The organism is Bradyrhizobium sp. IC3123, from assembly GCF_020193625.1.
Taxonomy (GTDB): Bacteria; Pseudomonadota; Alphaproteobacteria; order Rhizobiales; family Xanthobacteraceae; genus Bradyrhizobium; species Bradyrhizobium yuanmingense.
Genome location: NZ_JADYVF010000002.1, coordinates 35459 through 55066 on the forward strand (window position 1 = coordinate 35459; position 19608 = coordinate 55066).

The 19608-nt window shown below is 64.4% G+C and carries 15 protein-coding genes; 9 read left to right on the top strand and 6 right to left on the bottom strand.

Annotation, left to right across the window (positions count from 1 at the left end; genetic code table 11):
- Positions 1-152 precede the first annotated feature (152 nt).
- The 9 genes from I6F20_RS05615 (at position 153) to I6F20_RS05655 (ending at position 9885) form a co-directional block, all read left to right on the top strand.
- Entirely contained in the window at positions 153-1415 is a 1263-nt protein-coding gene (locus I6F20_RS05615; protein ID WP_225125375.1) for a D-alanyl-D-alanine carboxypeptidase family protein, read from the top strand.
- A gap of 2 nt (positions 1416-1417) precedes the next feature.
- The gene (gene tmk / locus I6F20_RS05620; protein WP_036031435.1) at positions 1418-2104 is read left to right on the top strand and encodes a dTMP kinase; all 687 of its coding nucleotides are present in this window, start codon (positions 1418-1420) and stop codon (positions 2102-2104) included.
- A complete protein-coding gene (locus I6F20_RS05625) occupies positions 2101-3147 on the top strand; it encodes a DNA polymerase III subunit delta' (RefSeq protein ID WP_225125376.1) in 1047 nt (348 codons plus the stop codon). The genes tmk and I6F20_RS05625 overlap by 4 nt, the downstream gene beginning before the upstream one ends.
- Before the next feature lie 108 nt (positions 3148-3255).
- On the top strand, positions 3256-5199 hold the full coding sequence (gene metG / locus I6F20_RS05630; protein WP_225125378.1) for a methionine--tRNA ligase: 1944 nt from the start codon (positions 3256-3258) through the stop codon (positions 5197-5199).
- Between the two features lie 13 nt (positions 5200-5212).
- Positions 5213-5989, top strand: a complete 777-nt coding sequence (locus tag I6F20_RS05635) for a TatD family hydrolase (RefSeq protein WP_036039597.1) — start codon at positions 5213-5215, stop codon at positions 5987-5989.
- A gap of 13 nt (positions 5990-6002) precedes the next feature.
- Positions 6003-6800 (top strand): MBL fold metallo-hydrolase, encoded by a 798-nt coding sequence (locus tag I6F20_RS05640; protein ID WP_035999229.1) that lies wholly within the window; start codon positions 6003-6005, stop codon positions 6798-6800.
- A 158-nt stretch (positions 6801-6958) separates the two neighbouring features.
- Positions 6959-7552, top strand: a complete 594-nt coding sequence (locus I6F20_RS05645; protein ID WP_109143760.1) for a TRAP transporter small permease — start codon at positions 6959-6961, stop codon at positions 7550-7552.
- A 2-nt stretch (positions 7553-7554) separates the two neighbouring features.
- On the top strand, positions 7555-8868 hold the full coding sequence (locus I6F20_RS05650) for a TRAP transporter large permease (protein ID WP_035999234.1): 1314 nt from the start codon (positions 7555-7557) through the stop codon (positions 8866-8868).
- A gap of 39 nt (positions 8869-8907) precedes the next feature.
- Positions 8908-9885, top strand: a complete 978-nt coding sequence (locus I6F20_RS05655; protein ID WP_057029200.1) for a TRAP transporter substrate-binding protein — start codon at positions 8908-8910, stop codon at positions 9883-9885.
- 54 nt (positions 9886-9939) lie between these two features.
- Here the strand turns inward: I6F20_RS05655 and I6F20_RS05660 are convergent, their stop codons facing one another.
- The 6 genes from I6F20_RS05660 to I6F20_RS05685 all read right to left on the bottom strand — a co-directional run bounded on the left by I6F20_RS05660 (position 9940) and on the right by I6F20_RS05685 (position 19600).
- The gene (locus tag I6F20_RS05660) at positions 9940-11589 is read right to left on the bottom strand and encodes an acyl-CoA synthetase (protein ID WP_225125380.1); all 1650 of its coding nucleotides are present in this window, start codon (positions 11587-11589) and stop codon (positions 9940-9942) included.
- A 21-nt stretch (positions 11590-11610) separates the two neighbouring features.
- Positions 11611-13500, bottom strand: coding sequence for a TRAP transporter large permease (locus I6F20_RS05665; protein ID WP_225125381.1), 1890 nt, complete (start codon positions 13498-13500; stop codon positions 11611-11613).
- A 30-nt stretch (positions 13501-13530) separates the two neighbouring features.
- The gene (locus tag I6F20_RS05670; RefSeq protein ID WP_225125382.1) at positions 13531-14562 is read right to left on the bottom strand and encodes a TRAP transporter substrate-binding protein; all 1032 of its coding nucleotides are present in this window, start codon (positions 14560-14562) and stop codon (positions 13531-13533) included.
- 571 nt (positions 14563-15133) lie between these two features.
- Complete coding sequence (locus I6F20_RS05675) at positions 15134-16102, bottom strand: Bug family tripartite tricarboxylate transporter substrate binding protein (RefSeq protein WP_225125383.1); 969 nt, start codon at positions 16100-16102, stop codon at positions 15134-15136.
- A gap of 66 nt (positions 16103-16168) precedes the next feature.
- Positions 16169-17353 carry a CaiB/BaiF CoA transferase family protein gene (locus I6F20_RS05680; RefSeq protein WP_225125384.1) on the bottom strand — a complete coding sequence of 395 codons (1185 nt, stop codon included), beginning with the start codon at positions 17351-17353 and terminating at the stop codon, positions 16169-16171.
- 24 nt (positions 17354-17377) lie between these two features.
- Entirely contained in the window at positions 17378-19600 is a 2223-nt protein-coding gene (locus I6F20_RS05685) for an acyl-CoA dehydrogenase family protein (RefSeq protein ID WP_225125385.1), read from the bottom strand.
- Positions 19601-19608: the final 8 nt, after the last annotated feature.

Consider the following 19608-nt stretch of genomic DNA (forward strand, 5'->3'; position numbering starts at 1 on the left):
GCTTTTCCGCCTTGTTTCAGGGGTTTGGTCGAAAAACATGAGGCGTCACGATAGGGGCGCGGCGAGAATCGTGCAATCTCTGCGACAAGCGTCCAACCGCGTGTTGTTCGCATCTGTTCCAGCTGTTAGAACGCCTCTCTCAGGGCTTCGCCATGGCACTTCGTCTTCCTTTGCTTCGTCGCAACCGGCTCACCGCAGGAACGCTGGCGCGCGGGCTGATCGCGACGGTTTTGGCGGCGGCCATCGGCTGGGGCGGGGCGCTCCATGCGGCCAACCAGAGTGTCCAGGGCGGCAAGAAAGCGGAAGATGCCGGCTTCGACGGCGATGCCCCGACCGCGATCCTGATCGAAGCCTCCTCGGGCAGCGTGCTGTTCGAGAAGGACGCCGACGAGCTGCGCGCGCCCTCGAGCATGATGAAGCTGATGACCGCGGAGGTCGTCTTCAATGCCATCAAGAAGGGCGACATCAAGCTGAACGACGAGTATCGGATCAGCGAGAATGCCTGGCGCAGAGGCGGGGCCCCCTCGGGCGGCTCGACCATGTTCGCCGCCATCAACAGCAAGGTCTCGGTCGACGATCTCCTGCGCGGCGCGATCATCCAGAGCGGCAATGACGCCTGCATCGCGCTGGCCGAAGCCATGGCGGGCAATGAGCGGATCTTTGCCGCCGACTTCATGACCAAGCGCGCCCGCGAGCTTGGCATGACCAGGTCGACCTTCGCCAATTCCAGCGGTCTGCCCGATCCCGGCAACAAGATGACGGTGCGCGAGCTCGGCATGCTTGCCCGGCACATCATCCTGGACTTCCCCGAATTCTACAAACTGTTCGGCGAGAAGGAGTTCACCTGGAACAAGATCCGCCAGCAAAACCGCAATCCGCTGCTCAATTCGATGGAAGGCGCTGACGGCCTGAAGACCGGCTACACCAAGGAAGGCGGCTACGGCATGGTCGGCTCCGCCGTGCAGAACGGCACGCGGCTGATCGTCGTCGTCAACGGACTTGACGATCCCGAGGACCGCGCCACGGAAGCCAAGAAGATGCTGGAATGGGGTTTTCGCAATTTCGAGACCCGCACCCTGATCGCAGCCGAGCAGCCGGTCGGCTACGCCAAGGTGTTCGGCGGCGAGAGCCGGTCGGTCAAGCTCATCGCCAAGACCCCTGTGAAGGTGATGGTGCACAAGAACGGCAGCGACAAGCTGATTGCGCGCATCGTCTATAGTGGCCCGGTGCGCGCGCCGATCGAGGCCGGCCAGCGGGTCGGCGTGGTCAGGGTCTGGCGCAGCGGCAACATCGCGGTCGAGACGCCGGTCTACGCCGCGGAGGCGATCGGCACCGGCTCGACCATGCGCCGCGCGATCGACGGCGCCAGCGAGCTCGTGATCGGCATGTTCCGCGCAGGCGCCGAGAAGCTCTGATCATGAGTGAGAGCGCTGCACAGCGGCCGTCCGGACGGGGACGCTTCATCACCTTTGAAGGCGGCGAGGGCACGGGCAAGTCGACCCAGATCAAGAAGCTCGCCGACCGCCTCAAGGCGGCAAAGCTGCGCATCCGCGTGACGCGGGAGCCGGGCGGCTCGCCGGGCGCTGAAATCATGCGTCATCTGGTGCTGTCGGGCATGGGCAAGCTGCTCGGCCCCGAGGCCGAGACGCTGCTGTTTGCCGCCGCGCGCGATGACCATGTCCGCACGGTGATCCAGCCGGCGCTGAGCCAGGGCGTCTGGGTGCTGTGCGACCGCTTCGCGGACTCGACGCGGGCGTATCAGGGCAGCCTCGGCCAGGTGTCCGATGGCCTGATCAACGCGATGCAAAGGGTGACGATCGGCGACCTCAAGCCGGACCTCACCATCATCCTCGATTTGCCGGTCGAGATCGGCCTGCAACGCGCCGCCGCGCGCCGCGGCAGCGGCACGCCGGACCGGTTCGAGGCCGAGAAGCTCAGCTTCCACCAGGGCCTTCGCGAAGCCTATCGCAAGATCGCGGCGGAGGATCCCGCGCGCTGCGTGCTGATCGACGCCAATTCCGATCCGGACACGGTCGCCGCGCGCATCTGGACGGCGCTGCGCGAGCGCCTGCTGCCAACGCCTGCGTCAGTGGTGTCGGTATGAGCCCGCGTCAGGCCGAGCGCGAAACCGCCATACCGCATCCGCGCGAGACGTCGCAGCTGTTCGGCCATCGCGAGGCGGAGGCCGCGCTGCTTGATGCCTATCGCAGCGGACGCATTCCGCATGCCTGGCTGATCGGCGGGCCACAGGGGATCGGCAAGGCGACGCTGGCCTATCGCATGGCGCGCTTCGTGCTCGCCCATGCGCAGCCGCTGGCGCCGGCCGTGCAGCGCGCCGAAAGCCTTGCGATCGATCACGACGACGCCGTGGCGCGGCAGGTGGCGGCCGGCTCGCATGGCGGCCTGCTGACGCTCGAGCGCACCGCCAACGAGCGCGGCGTGATGCGCACCGTGATCACCGTGGACGAGACGCGCGAGACGATCGGTTTCTTCGGCTCGACCGCCGCGGCCGAAGGCTGGCGCGTCTGCATCGTCGACACGGTCGACGAGCTCAATCCGAACGCGGCCAACGCGCTTCTGAAGATCTTGGAGGAGCCGCCGCAGCAATCGCTGTTCCTGCTGGTGAGCCACGCGCCCGCGCGGGTGCTCGCCACGATCCAGTCGCGCTGCCGCAAGCTGCGCCTGCGACCGCTCACCACGGATGATGTGATCGGCGCCGCAGCTTCGGCGGCTGAGCTCGATCCGAACGATGCCGCGCTGCGCGAGGCGGCCGAGGCCTCCGAGGGCAGCGTCGCACGGACGCTGACGTTGCTCGGTGGCGAGGCCCTGAAGCTTCAGCAGCGCACGGCGGCGCTGCTCGCGCGCCTGCCGCAGGTCGATCCGCGCGAATTGCACACGCTCGGCGATTCGCTCGGCACCAGCGACCGCGTGGCGCTTGCGGCCTTCATCGACGGCATCGACCGCTGGATTGCGGAGCGCCTGCATGCGGATGAGGCCAATGCCAACCAGAACCTGCCGCGCCTTGCGCGGCTAGCTGAGGTATGGGAAAAGATCGTCCGCGCCGCGCGCGACACCGAAACCTACAATCTGGAGCGAAAGCCCTTGGTTTTCTCGGTGTTCGGCTGGCTGGCGGACGCAACGCGCTAAAGCATGATCCGGAAAAGTGCGCAGCGGTTTTCCGAAAGATCATGCGCAAAACAATAACGGAACGCCGAGCCGTTTCCAAAATTCGAGAAGCCGGTAAAGGAATTCGTGGTGGCAACGCGAGCTAAGAAATCCGTCAAACGCAAGAGCGGCAAGAAGGCTGCGAAGAAGGCCGTCAAGAAAGCCGCGAAAAAGGCCAAGGCGCGCGCGGCCAAAGCTGCCAAGAAGGTCAAGAAGACCAAGAAGGCTGCCGTCAGGAAGAGCGTGAAGAAGGGCGCCGCAAAGAAGGCCGCGAAGAAGCAGGTCGTCGCCAAGAAGGCGGTGAAGAAGGCTGCCAAAAAGCCGGCCAAGGCTCCGGCGAAGAAGGTCGCGAAAAAGGCGGCTGCGCCTGCCGTGACCGCCGCACCGACTCCCGTCGCGCCTGTGAAGCCAACGGCGCCGAAGTCCAAGGCCCCGCGCGCGCCGAAGCCCGTCGCTTCTCCGCACGCTGCCGCGCCTGCGGTGGCCGCCGCGCGCGACAACGTGTTCTACATCACGACTGCGATCGCCTATCCCAACGGCAGCCCGCATATCGGTCATGCCTATGAGGCGATCGCGACCGACGCGCTGGCGCGCTTTGCGCGGCTCGACGGCAAGGATGTGTTCTTTTTGACCGGCACCGACGAGCACGGCCAGAAGATGATTCAGACGGCGGCGAGCGAAGGCATGTCCACCGCCGCGCTCGCGATGCGCAATGCCGGCCGCTTCAGAGAGATGGACGAGCGCCTGGACGTGTCGTTCGACCGCTTCATCCGCACCACCGAGGAGCAGCATCACCGCTCCAGCCAGGAGATCTGGCGCCGCATGGAAGCGAACGGCGACATCTACGCCGACACCTATTCGGGCTGGTACTCGGTCCGTGACGAGGCCTATTACGCCGAGGACGAGACGCGTGTGAACGACGATGGTGTGCGCTTGGGGCCGCAGGGCACGCCGGTGGAATGGGTGGAGGAGAAGAGCTATTTCTTCCGCTTGTCGGAGTACCAGGACAAGCTGCTCAAGCTCTATGCGGATCAGCCTGACTTCATCGGGCCGGACTCGCGCAAGAACGAGGTGGTGAGCTTCGTCAAGGGCGGCCTGCGCGATCTCTCGATCTCGCGTACCACGTTCGATTGGGGCGTGAAGGTGCCCAGCGACGAAGAGCACGTGATGTATGTCTGGGTCGATGCGTTGACCAACTACATCACCGGCGTCGGTTTCCCCGATGAGAGCGACAAGAACTGGCGCTATTGGCCGGCCGACGTGCACGTCATCGGCAAGGACATCATCCGCTTCCATGCGGTGTATTGGCCGGCCTTCCTTTTGTCGGCGGGCATTCCGCTGCCGAAGCGGGTCTATGCCCACGGCTTCCTGTTCAACAGGGGCGAGAAGATGTCGAAGTCGGTCGGCAACACTGTCGATCCCTTCAACCTCGCCGACCAGTACGGCGTCGACCAGTTGCGCTACTTCTTCTTGCGCGAGGTGCCGTTCGGCCAGGACGGCAACTACAATCACGAGGCGATTGTCGCGCGCATCAACGCCGATCTCGCCAACGATCTCGGCAATCTCGCGCAGCGCTCGCTGTCGATGATCGCAAAACAGCTCGGCGGCGTGCTGCCCGAGCCCGGCGAGTTCAGCGACAACGACAAGGCGATCCTGGCGATGGCCGACGGCATGATCGCTGCCTCGCGTGAAGCCATGGCGACGCAGCAGATTCATCAATGGCTCAACGCCGTCTGGGCCGTGGTCGCGGAGGCCAACCGCTATTTTGCGGGTGAAGCGCCGTGGGCGCTCGCCAAGACGGATCCGGCCAGGCAGAAGACGGTGCTCTACGTCACCGCCGAAGTCGTGCGTCAGATTGCGATCCTGGCTCAGCCCGCGATGCCGACCGCCTCCGGCAAGCTGCTCGACAGCCTCGGCATCCCCGAAGCCGAGCGCAATTTTGACATGCTCGGCGGCGCCAAGCGCATCGCGCCCGGTTCGACGCTGCCGGCGCCGATGCCGGCGTTCCCGCGCTACGTCGAGCCGGCGGCCTGAAGGCGTTCGCACGATGCTGGTCGACAGTCATTGCCATCTGGATTTTCCGGACTTTGCGGAAGATCTCGACGGTATCGTGTCGCGGGCGCGAGCCGCCGGGATCGCCCGCATGGTCACGATCTCGACGCGGGTCCGGCGGCTGCAGGACCTGCTCGCCATCGCGGAGCGCTATGACGACGTCTATTGCTCGGTCGGCACCCATCCGCATCATGCGGACGAGGAGGACGGCATCGCGCCGGATGAGCTGATTGCGCTGACCCAGCATCCCAAGGTCGTCGCGCTCGGCGAGGCCGGGCTCGATTATTTCTACGACAACGGCTCGCCGGAGGCGCAGGCGAGGGGCTTTCGCGCCCACATCGCCGCCGCCCGCACCACCGGCCTGCCGCTGGTGATCCATACCCGCGAGGCCGACGAGGACTGCGCGCGCATCCTGGAAGAGGAGGCCGCAAAGGGATCGTTTCGCGCCGTCCTGCATTGTTACACGGGCGGGCGCGAGCTGGCACTGAAGGCGGTGTCGCTCGGGCTCTATATCGGCTTCACGGGAATCCTGACCTTCAAGAAATCGGAGACCTTACGCGCGATCGCAGCCGAACTGCCGCCCGACCGTATTCTGGTCGAAACAGACTCGCCTTATCTTGCGCCCGGCAAGTTTCGGGGCAAACGCAACGAGCCGGCCTACGTGGTCGAAGTCGCAAAAGTGCTCGCCGAGACGCGCGGCGTGTCGCTCGACGAGATCTCGCGCCAGACCAGCGAAAACTTCTTCCGCCTGTTCTCGAAGGTGAAAGCTTGAGACTGGGAGCCACATGACGCTGACGCTGACGATCCTGGGCTGCGGCTCCTCCGCCGGCGTGCCGCGCCCGGCGCTCGGCTGGGGCGCCTGTGATCCCAACAATCCCAAGAACCGCCGTCGCCGCTGCTCGCTGCTGGTCGAACGGACGTCCGAGCATGGCACGACACGCATCGTCATCGACACCTCGCCGGACCTGCGCGAACAATTGCTCTCGACCAATGTCGACCACATCGACGCGGTGTTCCTGACGCACGAACATGCCGACCAGACCCACGGCATGGATGATCTGCGCTCGGTCGTCATGCACATGCGCCGGCGCATTCCAACCTATTTCAACCAGTCGACCGCCAAGGACATCCTGTCGCGGTTCTCCTATTGCTTCATCTCGCCCGAGGGCAGCGATTATCCGCCGATCCTGACGCGGCATTCGATCGAGGCGGGAGAAAGCCAGACCATTCTGGGGAAGGGCGGCGCGGTGACGATGACCGCCTTTCTGGTGCAGCACGGCAACATCCCCGCGCTCGGCTACCGCATCGGGGATGCGGCCTACACGCCTGATCTCAATGATATCCCGCGCGAGAGCTGGGAGGCGCTGGAAAATCTCGATCTCTGGATCGTCGACGGCCTGCGTTACACCGGCCATGTCAGCCATTTCAGCATCAACGACGCGCTGTCCTGGATCGAGCGCTTCAAGCCGAAGCGCGCGGTCATCACCAACATGACCGCCGACGTCGATTATGAGGTTATCCGGCAGTCGCTGCCCCCTGGCGTGGTGCCGGCCTATGACGGGCTGCGGCTCGAGACGCACTAAACCCGCGGTGGAAATTCTCCTGCCAGCCGGCATAGACCTTGCTTGCACCGGCCCCATCATGTTGATCTAACGTCTGAAAGACAGGCGTTGGGCAGGGCGATATTCAAACAGGACCGGCAGTCGGATGCTATCGGTCCGTCGAGTCGCCTCGTGTGAGGATGGGGATCGCGTTGGCAGAGGACGAAGTAGCGACTCAGGGACCGGTACGACGCGCGCTGGACCTCCTCTATCTCGGCGCGGGCTATGCCGCGGGCGTCTTCCTGGTCGCGATCTTCGCAATCATGATGGTGATGTCGGTCGGGCGCCAGTTTGCGCTCAACATTCCCGCCGGCGATGATTTTGCGTCCTGGTGCATGGCGGCGATGGCGTTCCTCGGCCTCGCTCACACCTTCAAGCGCGGAGAGATGATCCGCGTCGGCCTGTTGCTGGAGCGCTTGCACGGGCGGACCAAGCAGATCGCGGAGGTCGTGGCGCTCGGCATTGCCGCTGCCTTCATTCTCTACTTCACCCGTCATGCTGTGCAGATGACCTGCGATTCCTGGCGCTTCAACGACGTGGCGCAGGGCGTGGTCGCGCTTCCGCTCTGGATTCCCCAGCTCGGCTTCGCCGGCGGCCTCGTGATCCTCTCGATCGCGCTGATCGACGAGATGGTCAACGTCATCGGCGGCAACCGTCCGAGCTACGAGAAGGGCTCGCCCGACGAAACTCCGGAAGAGTTCGTCGAACGCATCTCGCAGGGCGGTGGGGGCTGACCATGGCCAGTCTCGGCATGATCGAGCTGTCGTTCGTCCTGCTCGGCGTCATGATCCTGCTGCTGGGAAGCGGCGTCTGGATCGCGGTCTCGCTCGGGCTGGTCGGCTTCGTGGCGATGGCGCTCACCACGAGCCTGCCGCTCGGCACCGTGCTTGCGACCACCACCTGGAGCGCGAGCTCATCCTGGACACTGGCGGCCCTGCCGTTGTTCATCTGGATGGGAGAGATTCTCTTCCGCACCAAATTGTCGGAGGAAATGTTCCGCGGCCTGTCGCCCTGGGTGCAGTGGCTGCCGGGACGGCTGACACATGTGAACGTGATCGGCTGCGGCATCTTCGCGGCGGTGTCGGGTTCGTCGGCGGCGACCTGCGCGACGATCGGCAAGATCGCGCTGCCGGAGCTCGACAAGCGCGGCTATGACAAGGGCCTGAGCCTCGGATCGCTGGCGGGCTCAGGCACGCTCGGCCTGCTGATCCCGCCGTCGATTCCGATGGTGGTCTATGCCGTCACGGCGAACGTCTCCGTGCTTCAAGTGTTTCTCGGCGGCTTCCTGCCGGGATTGCTCGTGATCGCGCTCTATTCCGGCTACATCATCATCTGGTCGCTGCTCAACCCGACAAAGGTTCCGCCGCGCGATCCGCCCATGCCGCTCCGGCAGAAGCTGCGCGAGTCCGCCAAGCTCGCGCCCTGCCTGCTGCTGATCCTGGCGGTGTTCCTGTCGCTCGTTCTCGGCTTTGCGACGGCGACGGAGTGCGCGGCCTGGGGCGTTTCCGGCGCGCTGCTGCTGGCTTGGTGGAGCGGCACGCTCACGCGCAAGAACTTCCTCGAGAGCATCATGAGCGCGACGCGCCTGACCTGCATGATCATGCTGATCCTGGCAGGCGCGGCCTACACCACGGCGGCGATGGCCTATACGGGGATTCCGGCCGCGCTCGCCACCTGGGTCCAGGGCCAGCAGCTCACGCCGAGCATGCTGGCGCTGTATCTGAGCATCATGTACATCATCCTGGGTTGCCTGATCGACGGCATCTCGATGATCGTTCTGACCGCTGTCATCGTGCTGCCCATGGTCAGGCAGGCCGGCCTCGACCTGGTCTGGTTCGGCGTCTATCTGATCATCCACGTCGAAATGGCGCAGATCACGCCGCCGGTGGGGTTCAACCTGTTCGTGCTCCAGAACATGAGCGGCCGCGATACGTTCACGGTCGCGCGGGCGGCCTTCCCGTTCTTCGTGCTATTGCTCGCTGCGGTCTTCATCATCACGGAGTATCCGCAGATCGTGACGTTCCTGCCGAAGCTCGCTTTCCCAGACTGAGCGTACCCGTTCTCTAGATCGACTGTGAGGAGAAGTCCGATGATGTCTCGCTTATTCCACGCATCCTTGATTGCCGGCGTTGTGCTGGCCGCGACACCTGCCTTGGCTCAGAGCAAATGGAATCTGCCGGCAGCGTATCCTGCGGACAATCCGCACTCCGAAAACCTGGTCGCGTTCGCCAAGGACGTCGAAGCCGCCACCTCGGGCAAGCTCCAGATCACGGTTCATCCGGGCGCCTCGCTGTTCAAGGCGCCCGACATCAAGCGCGCCGTGGTGACCGGGCAGGCGCAGATGGGTGAGGTGCTGCTGTCGATCCACGAGAACGAAGACCCGATCTTCGGCGTCGACGTCGTGCCGTTCCTCGCGACCAGCTTCCCCGAGGCGACGAAGCTGTATCAGGCCTCCAAGCCTGCGATCGCCAAGAAGCTCGACGCGCAAGGTCTCAAGCTGCTGTTCGTGGTGCCGTGGGCACCGCAGGGCGTCTACGTCAACAAGCCGCTGGCCACGATCGAGGACATGAAGGGTCTGAAGTGGCGCGCCTACAATGTCGGGACCGCGCGGATCGGCGAACTGGTCGGCGCGCAATCGGTCACGATCCAGGCTGCGGAACTGCCACAGGCGTTGGCGACCGGCGTGGTGAACTCCTTCATGTCGTCGGGCGGCACCGGCTACGATTCGAAGGCGTGGGAGTCGCTCAAATACTTCTATGACGTGCAGGCCTGGATTCCGAAGAACTACACTTTCGTCAACAAGGCTGCGTTCGAGGCGCTCGACAAGCCGACCCAGGAGGCCATCCTGAAGGCCGCCGCCACCGCGGAGACGCGCGGCTGGAAGGCTTGGGAAGAGAAGGCCAATTGGTACCTCGGTCAGCTCAAGGCCAAAGGCATGACTGTCGAGCCGCCGAGCCCGGCACTGAAGGCCGGCTTCCAGAAGATCGGCGACCAGCTCACGGCCGACTGGCTCAAGAAGGCAGGGGCCGACGGTCAGGCGGTGCTCGACGCCTACAAGAAGATGTGAGGATGAGAGAGCTTCCGCCCGCCGCAGGCGGGCGGAAGCTTCTTTGGCCGCTGGTCAGGCCGAGATCGCCTTCACCGAGCCGACTTCGTTGCGCAGCAGGAACTTTTGGATCTTGCCCGTGGACGTCTTCGGGATCGGCCCGAACACGACCGCCTTCGGCGTCTTGAAGCCGGACATCTGGCTGCGGCAGAAGGCGATGATATCCGCCTCGCTGGCACTGGCGCCCTCTTTCAGTTCGACGAAGGCGCAGGGCACTTCACCCCATTTCGGATCGGGCTTTGCCACCACGGCCGCGAACAGCACGGCCGGGTGCTTGTAGAGGATGTCCTCGACCTCGACCGAGGAAATGTTCTCGCCCCCGGAGATGATGATGTCCTTGGAGCGATCCTTGATGATGACGTAGCCGTGCTCGTCGAGCACGCCGAGATCGCCGGTGTGGAACCAGCCGCCTTCGAAAGCTTCCCTGGTCGCCTTCTCGTTCTTCAGGTAGCCCTTCATCACGATGTTGCCGCGGAACATGACCTCGCCGATGGTCTCGCCGTCGCGCGGCACCTGCTGCATCGTTTGCGGGTTGATCACGGTGACGCTTTCCTGCAGCGGGTAGGGCACGCCCTGCCGGCGCTTCATGCGCGCGCGCTCGGCGGCGGGCAGGTCATCCCAGCCCGGCTGCTCGGCGCAGACGGAGGCGGGGCCGTAGACCTCGGTCAGGCCGTAAACATGCGTCAGCTTGATGCCGATGCTTTCGGCGCCTTCCAGCACCGCGACCGGCGGCGCGGCGCCCGCGATCAGGCCGACGACGCGGCGGGCCGCATCGCCCTTTGGTGCATCGGGCGCGTTGATCAGCGTGTTGTAGACGATCGGCGCGCCGCACATATGGGTGACGCCGTGTTGCTTGATCAGCTCGAAGATCCTGGTCGGCTCGACCTTGCGCAGGCAGACATTGATGCCGGCGGCCGCCGCAATGGTCCAGGGAAAGCACCAGCCGTTGCAGTGGAACATCGGCAGCGTCCAGAGATAGACCGGATGCTGGCCGAGATTGCCGGCGAGGATGTTGCTGACGGCGTTCAGATAGGCGCCGCGATGATGGGTGACGACGCCCTTGGGATTGCCCGTCGTGCCCGAGGTGTAGCTCAGCGCAATCGCGTCCCATTCATCGCTCGGCGTGATCGGCGCGAAGCTTGGATCGCCTTCGGCGACGGCTGCCTCGTATTCGATCTCGCCGATGCGCGTGCCGCCCTTGAACGATGCGTCGTCGACGTCGACCACCAGCGGCTTGGGGCCGGTCATCTGCGCCAGGGCCGCAGTGATGACGCCTAAAAACTCTGGATCGACCAGGATGATTTTCGCGCCGCCATGATCGAGCTGGAACGCGATCGAAGGCGCATCGAGGCGGATGTTGAGCGCGTTGAGCACGGCGCCGGTCATGGGCACCGCGAAGTGCGCCTCGTTCATCGCGGGAATGTTCGGCAGCATCGCCGCGACGGTGTCGCCGACGCCGATGCCCTTGCTCGAAAGCCACGAGGCGAACCGCCGGCAGCGCTCATAGGTCTGAGCCCAGGTGAAGCTGCGGCCTTCATAGACCGTGCTGACGTGATCGGGATAGACCGCGGCGCTGCGCGCGAGGAAGCTCAGCGGGCTCAGCGGCACATAATTGGCTTGCGTCTTGTCGAGGCCGATATTGTACGGGTTCTGTCGCTCGCTCATCGACACCCTCCTTAAACCGCATCAAAGAAATCCGATCGAGATCCAGGGGAAGATCGCGACGATGATCAATCCCACCAGCAGCGCCAGCAGATAGCCCCAGATCGGCCTGATGCCTTCGGCCGGATCGACGCGCCCGATGGCGCAGGCGGCATAATAGCCGACGCCGAAGGGCGGGGCGAATAGCCCGATACCCATGGCGAGAATGATCACCATGGCGTAGTGCACCTCGTGCACGCCGACGGCGCGGGCGATCGGAAACAGCAGCGGTCCGAACAGCACGATCGCCGGGATACCCTCCAGCACGCTGCCGAGGATGGTGAAGGCCAGGATCGACACGGCGATGAAGGTCGCAGCCCCGCCCGGCAATCCCGTCATGGCCGCAGCCAGCGAGCGCGAGAAGCCGGATTGGGTCAGGCCCCAGGCCATGCCGGTTGCGGTGCCGATGATCAGGAGGATCGCACCCGACAGCGCGGCGGTCTCGACGAGCATCGGAAACAGCCGTCGCCAGTCGAAGCGGCGGTAGATCAGGAGGCCGACGAGGGCGCCATAGACGATGCCGATGGTGGAGACTTCAGTCGCGGTCGCAATGCCCTCGACCACGGCATAGCGGATCACGAAAGGCAGCGCGAGCGCGGGCAGGGCGACGACGAAGGTCTTGCCGATCTCGGATGCCGTCGCGCGGCGGACGTGGCCCATGTCCTCGTGGCGGTAGCGCCACCACACCAGCATGCAGAGCGTGACGGCGAGCACGACGCCGGGCAGGAGGCCGCCGGTGAAGAGGGCGGCGATCGAGACGCCCGTGACCGAGCCGATCGTGATCAGCACGAGGCTGGGCGGGATGGTCTCGGTCTGGGCGCCGGTGGCCGCCAGCAGCGCGACGAGATCGCCGGGCTTGGCGCCGCGCTCTTTCATCTCCGGGAACAGCACGGGCGCGACTGCCGCCATGTCGGCCGCCTTGGCGCCAGAGATGCCGGAGACGAGGTACATCGCGCCGACGAGCACGTAATGCAGGCCGCCCCTGATATGGCCAAGCAGGCTTGCCAGGAACGCCACCATGGCCCGCGCCATGCCGGTCATCTCGATCAGCAACCCCAGAAACACGAACAGCGGCACGGAAAGCAGGATGAGGTGGCTCATGCCCTCGTCCATGCGCCCGACCAGCACCATGACCGGCGTGCTCGTGGTCAGCGCGAGATAGCCGTAGATCGCAAGACCAAAGCCGAACGCAATGGGAACCCCGGCAAACACGCAGAAGCCGGCGACGCCGACGAAGAAGATGATGAGGTTGAGATTGCCGAGCGGCCGCAGCAATGGCTCGGCCAGCCAGAACAGGCCGATCACGACCGCAACCGACAGCACGGCGGCCGCAACCATGCGGTGGTCGGCGGCGCGCGCGAGCCGCAGCAGGGCAAAGGCCGCCATCAGGCCGATGCCGGCCGGCAGCGCGGCGGCGCGCCACATATTGGAGATCTGCAGCGCCGGCGTCGTGATGTAGCTTTCTTCATAGGCGTAGTCGCAGGCCGGCCACACAATCAGGATCAGGAACGCCAGGGCCGCGGAGGTCGCGACCAGATCGAGATAGGCCCGCATCGCCGGCCTGGCGCTGGCGACGACCGCCGTCATGCGCATGTGCTCGGAGCGGCGGAACGCAACCGCCGCGCCCAGCATGGCGAGCCACAGGAACAGGATCGAGGCGAGCTCGTCCGACCAGATCAGCGGCCGCTGCAGGCCATAGCGTGCGACCACGCCGGCAAACAGGATCACGATCTCGGCGACCACCAGGATCGCCGTGGGGATTTCGACGACGAGGCCGAGCACGCGCTCGACTGAGGCCAGCAGCGAAGGTCGGCGAGGGGACTGCAACGTCACCTCGCCCACAGCTTCGGTCATCTCAATCTCGACATGAGCCATCCTGATACCGACCTCGACGGCCCCAATGCGCTACGACAGCTTGCCGACGGCTTTCTCCAGGAGCTCCCAGGCCTGATCGCCATATTTGCCCTTCCACTCGGCGTAGAAGCCGGCGGAGCGCAGCTTGTCGCGGAACGGCGCGATGGGCGGCTGGTTGAAGGTCAGGCCCTTGCCCGCGAGTTCCTGCTGCAGGTTGGCGTTCAGCTTGGCGGTATCCTCACGCTCCCTAACGGCGGCGGCATTGATGTTCCTGGCGACGACGGTGCGCACGTCCTGCGGCAGCTTTTCCCAGGCTCTGCGGTTGGCCAGGAACCAGAAGCCGTCCCACATGTGGTTGGTCAGCGAGCAGTACTTCTGCACCTCGTAGAGCTTGCCGGTCGAGATGATGGCCAGCGGGTTCTCCTGGCCCTCGACGATCTTGGTCTGGAGTGCGGAATAAACCTCGCTGAAATTGATCGAGGCGGGCGCGGCATCGAACGCCTTGAACATCGAGGTCCACAGCGGCGACACCGGCACGCGGATCTTGAAGCCCTTGAGATCGTCAGGCCCGGCGATCGGCCTGGTCGACGACGTGGTCTGGCGGAAGCCGTTGTCCCAGATCTTGTCCATGACCTCGAGGCCGGCCTTCTTGATCTCGCCGCGGACATGGGCGCCGAGATCGCCGTCCATGGCCTTCCAGACCGTGTCGTAGTCCGGGAACGCGAAGCCGATGCCGTTGATGGACGCCGCCGGCACCAGGGTCGACAGGATCAGGCCGGACAGCGTGAAGAACTCGACGCCGCCGGAGCGGATCTGGCTCAGCATGTCGGTGTCGGAGCCGAGCTGATTGTTCGGGAAGATTTGCAGGTCGAACTTGCCGCCTGTCTCGGTCTTGATCGCCGCCGCCATCTCCTTGGCACGGACGTTGAGCGGATGGGTGTCGGGCAGGTTATTGGCGTACTTGTAGGTGAACTCGGCGCTCTGGGCGCGGGCCACATGGGGCGCACCGAGGCCGCCCAGGACCGCGGTCGCGGCGGAAGCCTTGAGAAGCGTGCGTCGGGAATAGCGCGTGGAAAGGACCATGGGTCTGCTTCCTCGGAAGGTTTGTTGTTGTTCTGAGATGCAAACCTATACGGGCGGTCGGCCTTAGGGTCATCTGCGATCTCGCGGATGCCTCGCTTATTGCAGCCGGACAAGGTCACGGCAATATCGGCTTTCGCAGACCTCGACCCGTTTCAAAACCTGAAAAACAACCCCATGCACAGTAGACGTCAAGAGCTAAGACGACGGCCGACGCGCAGACGGAGATACGGGCTTTGGCGAAGGTCGGATGTCAGCAATTCCGCCCAAATGATTGATTTCATTGTACATAAATATATTCCATAATATACCTTATGCGAATTTTGGATGTGCCGGGCACCAGGCCAATGTCCTGCGGCGATTTCGACGATGCTACGTTGATCTGGTTCTGCCGACTGGTACCCCAAGTGATCGGCGGCTTCCTCCTCTGGCAACGTGACGATGCGGCGGCGGCGCGAGCCTACCTCCAAGCTCCGGCGGTCGGCGGAAGCCCAGACGCCGCGATCCACCGGCTGGTGATCGCCCTATTCGAGGCCTCTTCCGCCTCGGCCAGTCCCCTCTCCCCGAACGTCCGCTATTCGGTCTTGACGTTGCGTTCCTCGATCACCTTGCGCCAGGACGGGATTTCTGCGGCGATCAGGGCGTGCAGTTCGGCAGGCGTGCTGGCCTTGGCCTCCACGCCATAGGAGAGAAACCGATCCCGTATTTGCGGCATCGCCAGCACCGTGCCAAGCGCAGCGTTGAGCTTGGCCAAGACGTCTGGCGGAGTGCCGGCAGGCGCGAGAATGCCGAACCACGTTTCGACCGAATAGCCCTTCAAGGCACTGCCGATGGATGCCGCACCGGGAGCAACCGGAGAAGGACCGGGCGAGGAAACCCCGAGCAGCTTCACCTTGCCGGAGCGGATGTGCTCGTTCAGCGTATCGGACGTGGTGGTGAGCAGAATGTCGACCTCGCCGGCAAAGATGGCGAGCGTCGTCGGCGCCTGGCCCCGGTATGGGACGTGGACCATCTGCAGACCTGCCTGATTGAGGAAGCGTTCCGTGCTCAGATGCCCGAGCGAGCCTGGTCCAGCGGAGGCATACAGCATCGGCTTGCTCTGCGCCTTGGCGTAGGCAAGCAGCCCGGCAACGTCGTTCACGGGCACCTTGTCGCTTGACACCAGAACCAGAGGCGCCGTGGAGACCAGGGACACCGGTGCAAAGCTCTTCAGCGGATCGAAATCGATGCCCTTCTGCAGCAACGGTGCGATCGAAATCGGCCCATTGTTGGCAAACAGAAGCGTGTAACCGTCGGCATCCGATCGGGCCGCTTCGTTGGAACCGGTCGTGCCGGCCGCACCGCCGCGATTGTCGATGACAATCGGCTGGCCGAGGATTTTCGTCATCGGCTCCTGCAGTGCACGAGCCATGATGTCGGTCGAGCCGCCGGCGGGATATGGCACGATGAGCCGGATCGGACGCGATGGATAATTGTCCGCTGCGGCGGGCGCAACGAGGATCGCCGCTCCGAATATGAAAGTCAGAACACGCAGTACCTTCACGTCGATCCTCCCAAGCTGTTTTTTGATTATCTTGCGGTAGAACAATTCGCGGCTTGCAGCTTTAAATCATAGGGGTGTCTCACCCTTGCCAAATGCGCCGGCGGCAGCCGCCTGTCCGATGTCGCTGTTGGATAGGCCGAGCACGCGCGCGAGGATCTCATCCCGATGCTCGCCGACCGCGGGGATGTCGTGGCCGATCCCAGTCCGCGCGCCCGACATCCGCCACGGCGCGTTGACGCCCCTGAACTCGCCTGCGACGTCGGCGATCGGCGCGAATACGCCGCGAGCAGACAAGTGCGGGTCATCCAGCGTTTCCGCGGGATCGCGAAAGCGGGCGCTCGGAATACCGGCGCGATCGAGCGCTGCCAGGGACTCATCCACCGTGTGATGCATCGTCCACCGCTCGACGACCTGCATCAGAGCGGTCCAGTTCGCGCCGCGCGCCGACACCGAGGAGAAACGAGGTTCGGACGAGAGCTCCGGCAGGCCCGTGAGGTCGCGAAGCGCGGAAAAATTGCGTGCCGACACCGGCGCGATCAGGACGTCGCCGTCTTTGGCGCGCACAGGGCCGTAGGTCGGGCGCGCCACCGGCGCCGAGAACTGCGCTTCCTGCAGCTCGTACACCAAGAGGTTCAGCATACAGTCCATCAGAACGACATCGACGTGCTGCCCTGCTCCCGTACGCTCCCGTTGTACCATCGCCGTTTGAATCGCCGAGAAGCCGAAAACGCCGCCGAGAATATCGGCGACGAACACGGCTCCAGCCGCCGGCCGGTCGCGATCGCCGGCATATCGCATCAGCGCGCGGTCGAAACCGCTCTCGGCATGAACGATCATTGCATAGGCCGGGCGTTCCGACTGCGGACCGGCCTGGCCGTAGCCGGATATCGAGCAATAGATCAAACGGGGATTGATCTTGCGAAGCGCCTCATATCCGAGACCCAGGCGCTCCATGACGCCGGGCCGGAAATTCTCGACCAGAATATCCGTGCTTTCGACCATGCGATGCACGAGCTCGATCGCCTCGGATGATTTGAGGTCCAGCGCGATGCTCTTCTTGCCGGCATTGAGCTGACCGAAATAGGCGCTTTGGCCGTGGCGAAGGGGCGCGCGCAGACGCATCTCCTCGCCTTCCGGCGGCTCGATCTTGATCACTTCGGCGCCGACATCCGCCAGCAGCCGCGCGCAATAGGGTCCGGCGAGCATGATGGAGAAATCCAGCACGCGGACGCCCTCGAGTGGTGATTTCAATGATTGGCCCTGCATCATCGGTTCCTATCGAGGTAAGCCAAGCGCACGCTGCGCAATCAGGCTGCGCTGAATTTCGTTCGTGCCGATGCTGATCACCCACATCAGCGAATGACGCAGGTTTTGCTCGAACCGGCCGTTCTCGACGGCCCCCGGCATCTGTTCGGACAGCGTGGCCCGCATGCCAAGGATGTCGAGCGCGGCTTCGCCAAAGCGTTCCATCAGCTCGCTGGAAAAGACCTTGCTGATCGCGCCATATTCCGGCGGCGTGACGCCGCCTGTGGCAAGGTCCGCGCAATGCATCATCAGTTGGCGGCCTATCTCGATTTCGCAGGCGAACGCCGCCATGCGGTCCCGGACAATCGGATCTCCACTCAACTCCTGCCGGGCGATCACATGCTGGCGCAGTTGTTCAAAGGTATGCGCAACTTTCAGCACGATGCCGCCGCCGACCAGTCCCCGCTCGAAAGCGAGCGCTCCAGTCAGGACTTTCCAGCCCTCGTTTTCACCGCCGACGAGGTTCTCCACGGGCACGCGAACATCGTCGTAGAAGATGTTGGCGAACGTTCCATCGTACATGGTGGTGGCCGGCCGGATCGTGATTCCGGGTGTGTTCATCGGCACGATGAACATGCTGATGCCTGCATGGGGCTTGGCGTTCTTGTCGGTTCGCGCCGCCAGGAACATGTATTTTCCCCACCAGGTCGTGGTCCAGATCTTCTGACCGTTGATGACCCAATGGTCGCCGTCGCGGACCGCGCTGGTTCGCAGCGCCGCAAGGTCGGAGCCTGCCTGCGGCTCGCTGTACCCCATCCCATGCATGGCCGCGCCGCGCAGAATTTCCGGCAGATACTTCTTCTGCTGCTCGGGCGTACCGAACATCATCAAGGCGTTGGCCTGGATCGAGGCGCCGAGGCGCGGAGCTTCGTACTGCTCCATGGTCTCCATGAAGGCGATCTGCTCAAGCGGCGAACGCGCCTGGCCACCGAACTCCTGCGGCCAGCCGAGGCCGATCCAGCCGGTGCTCCCCATATCGGCAGCAAATTCAGCGTCGAATTCACGCTTTGCGAACGGCTTGGCGTCAAAAGCGGCCTTTCGGCCGCCCGCCCAGTTCTGTGCAAGCCACCGCCTGACATGTTCGCGCAGTTCGTTCCCGGCGGAGCCGAGATCATATTGCGGCATCGCTGCACCGCCATTGTCGAACAGGTGGGCGGCGAGGCGGCGTCTGGCATGGGCCGAGCCACCAAGCGCTATGGTGTCCAAATGCACGCGCTTGAAGTGCAGCGGCGCTTCGTGTTCTTCGGCGTAGCCGATCGCGCCGAATGTGTGCTGCGTCTCAAGAGAAACGCGTCGCAAAGACGGACCCCCGAACGCCATGGCGCAATCGGAGAAGTATTGCCAGTCGCGATCACCCTCGTCCCGCAGCTTCGCCGCGTGGCGCAGAACGAGACGCACGCCCTCGAGATCGACGAAGCAGCTGGCGAGCTTGTGCTGGATCGCTTGAAATCGCCCGATCGGTTGGCCGAATTGCTGCCGCTCCCCGGCGTAGGCTACCGCCAGCTCGAACGCACGACGCGCGGCACCATGGGCGCGCGCCAGCAGCGCCAGTCGCGCGATCGATCGCAAATCGCTCAGGCTGATCTTGGCAGCAGGAACAAGTCTTGCCGGCGCCGCATCGAGCGCCAGCTCCCAATTGCCCCATGCACCCATCGCGCGCGTGGGGGTACGATTAACGCCGTGAGCCCGAAGGTCGACGAGCGCAAGCTGTTTCTCGTCCACCGGCGCGAGCAGGTGGGTAGCGCTCCCCGCGGCCTCAACGAACCGAAGCGATCCTGTTGCCTTCTCGCCAAGAAGCGCGATCGACCCAATACCAGGATCGGAGTCGAATGCACCGAACGAAAAAACAACACGCGCCGTGCCCCCCTGAAGTGCTGTTCGCAATTCCCCTGCATCGGGGGATGCACCTGACAGCACGAGATTTGCCAGCACGGCAGACCACATCGGAGCGGGACACGCCGCGCGGCCAAGTTCTTCCATCACCGTCAGGATCTCACGAAGGCCGCCCTCCTCCGGATCTGCGCCCAGAGCCGTGAGACCTTGCCCGGCCAGCTTGTTCCACATCTCGGTGATCGCGTCGGGCGATGCACCATCCTTCAGGCAGTCGGCTCGCCAATGCGCTTCGAGAAGCCCGCGCAGGGATTCGCGAAGCATGCCCGCAACGTCGTCGCTTTCGATGCCGGAGGCCGCCATTGCGAGAG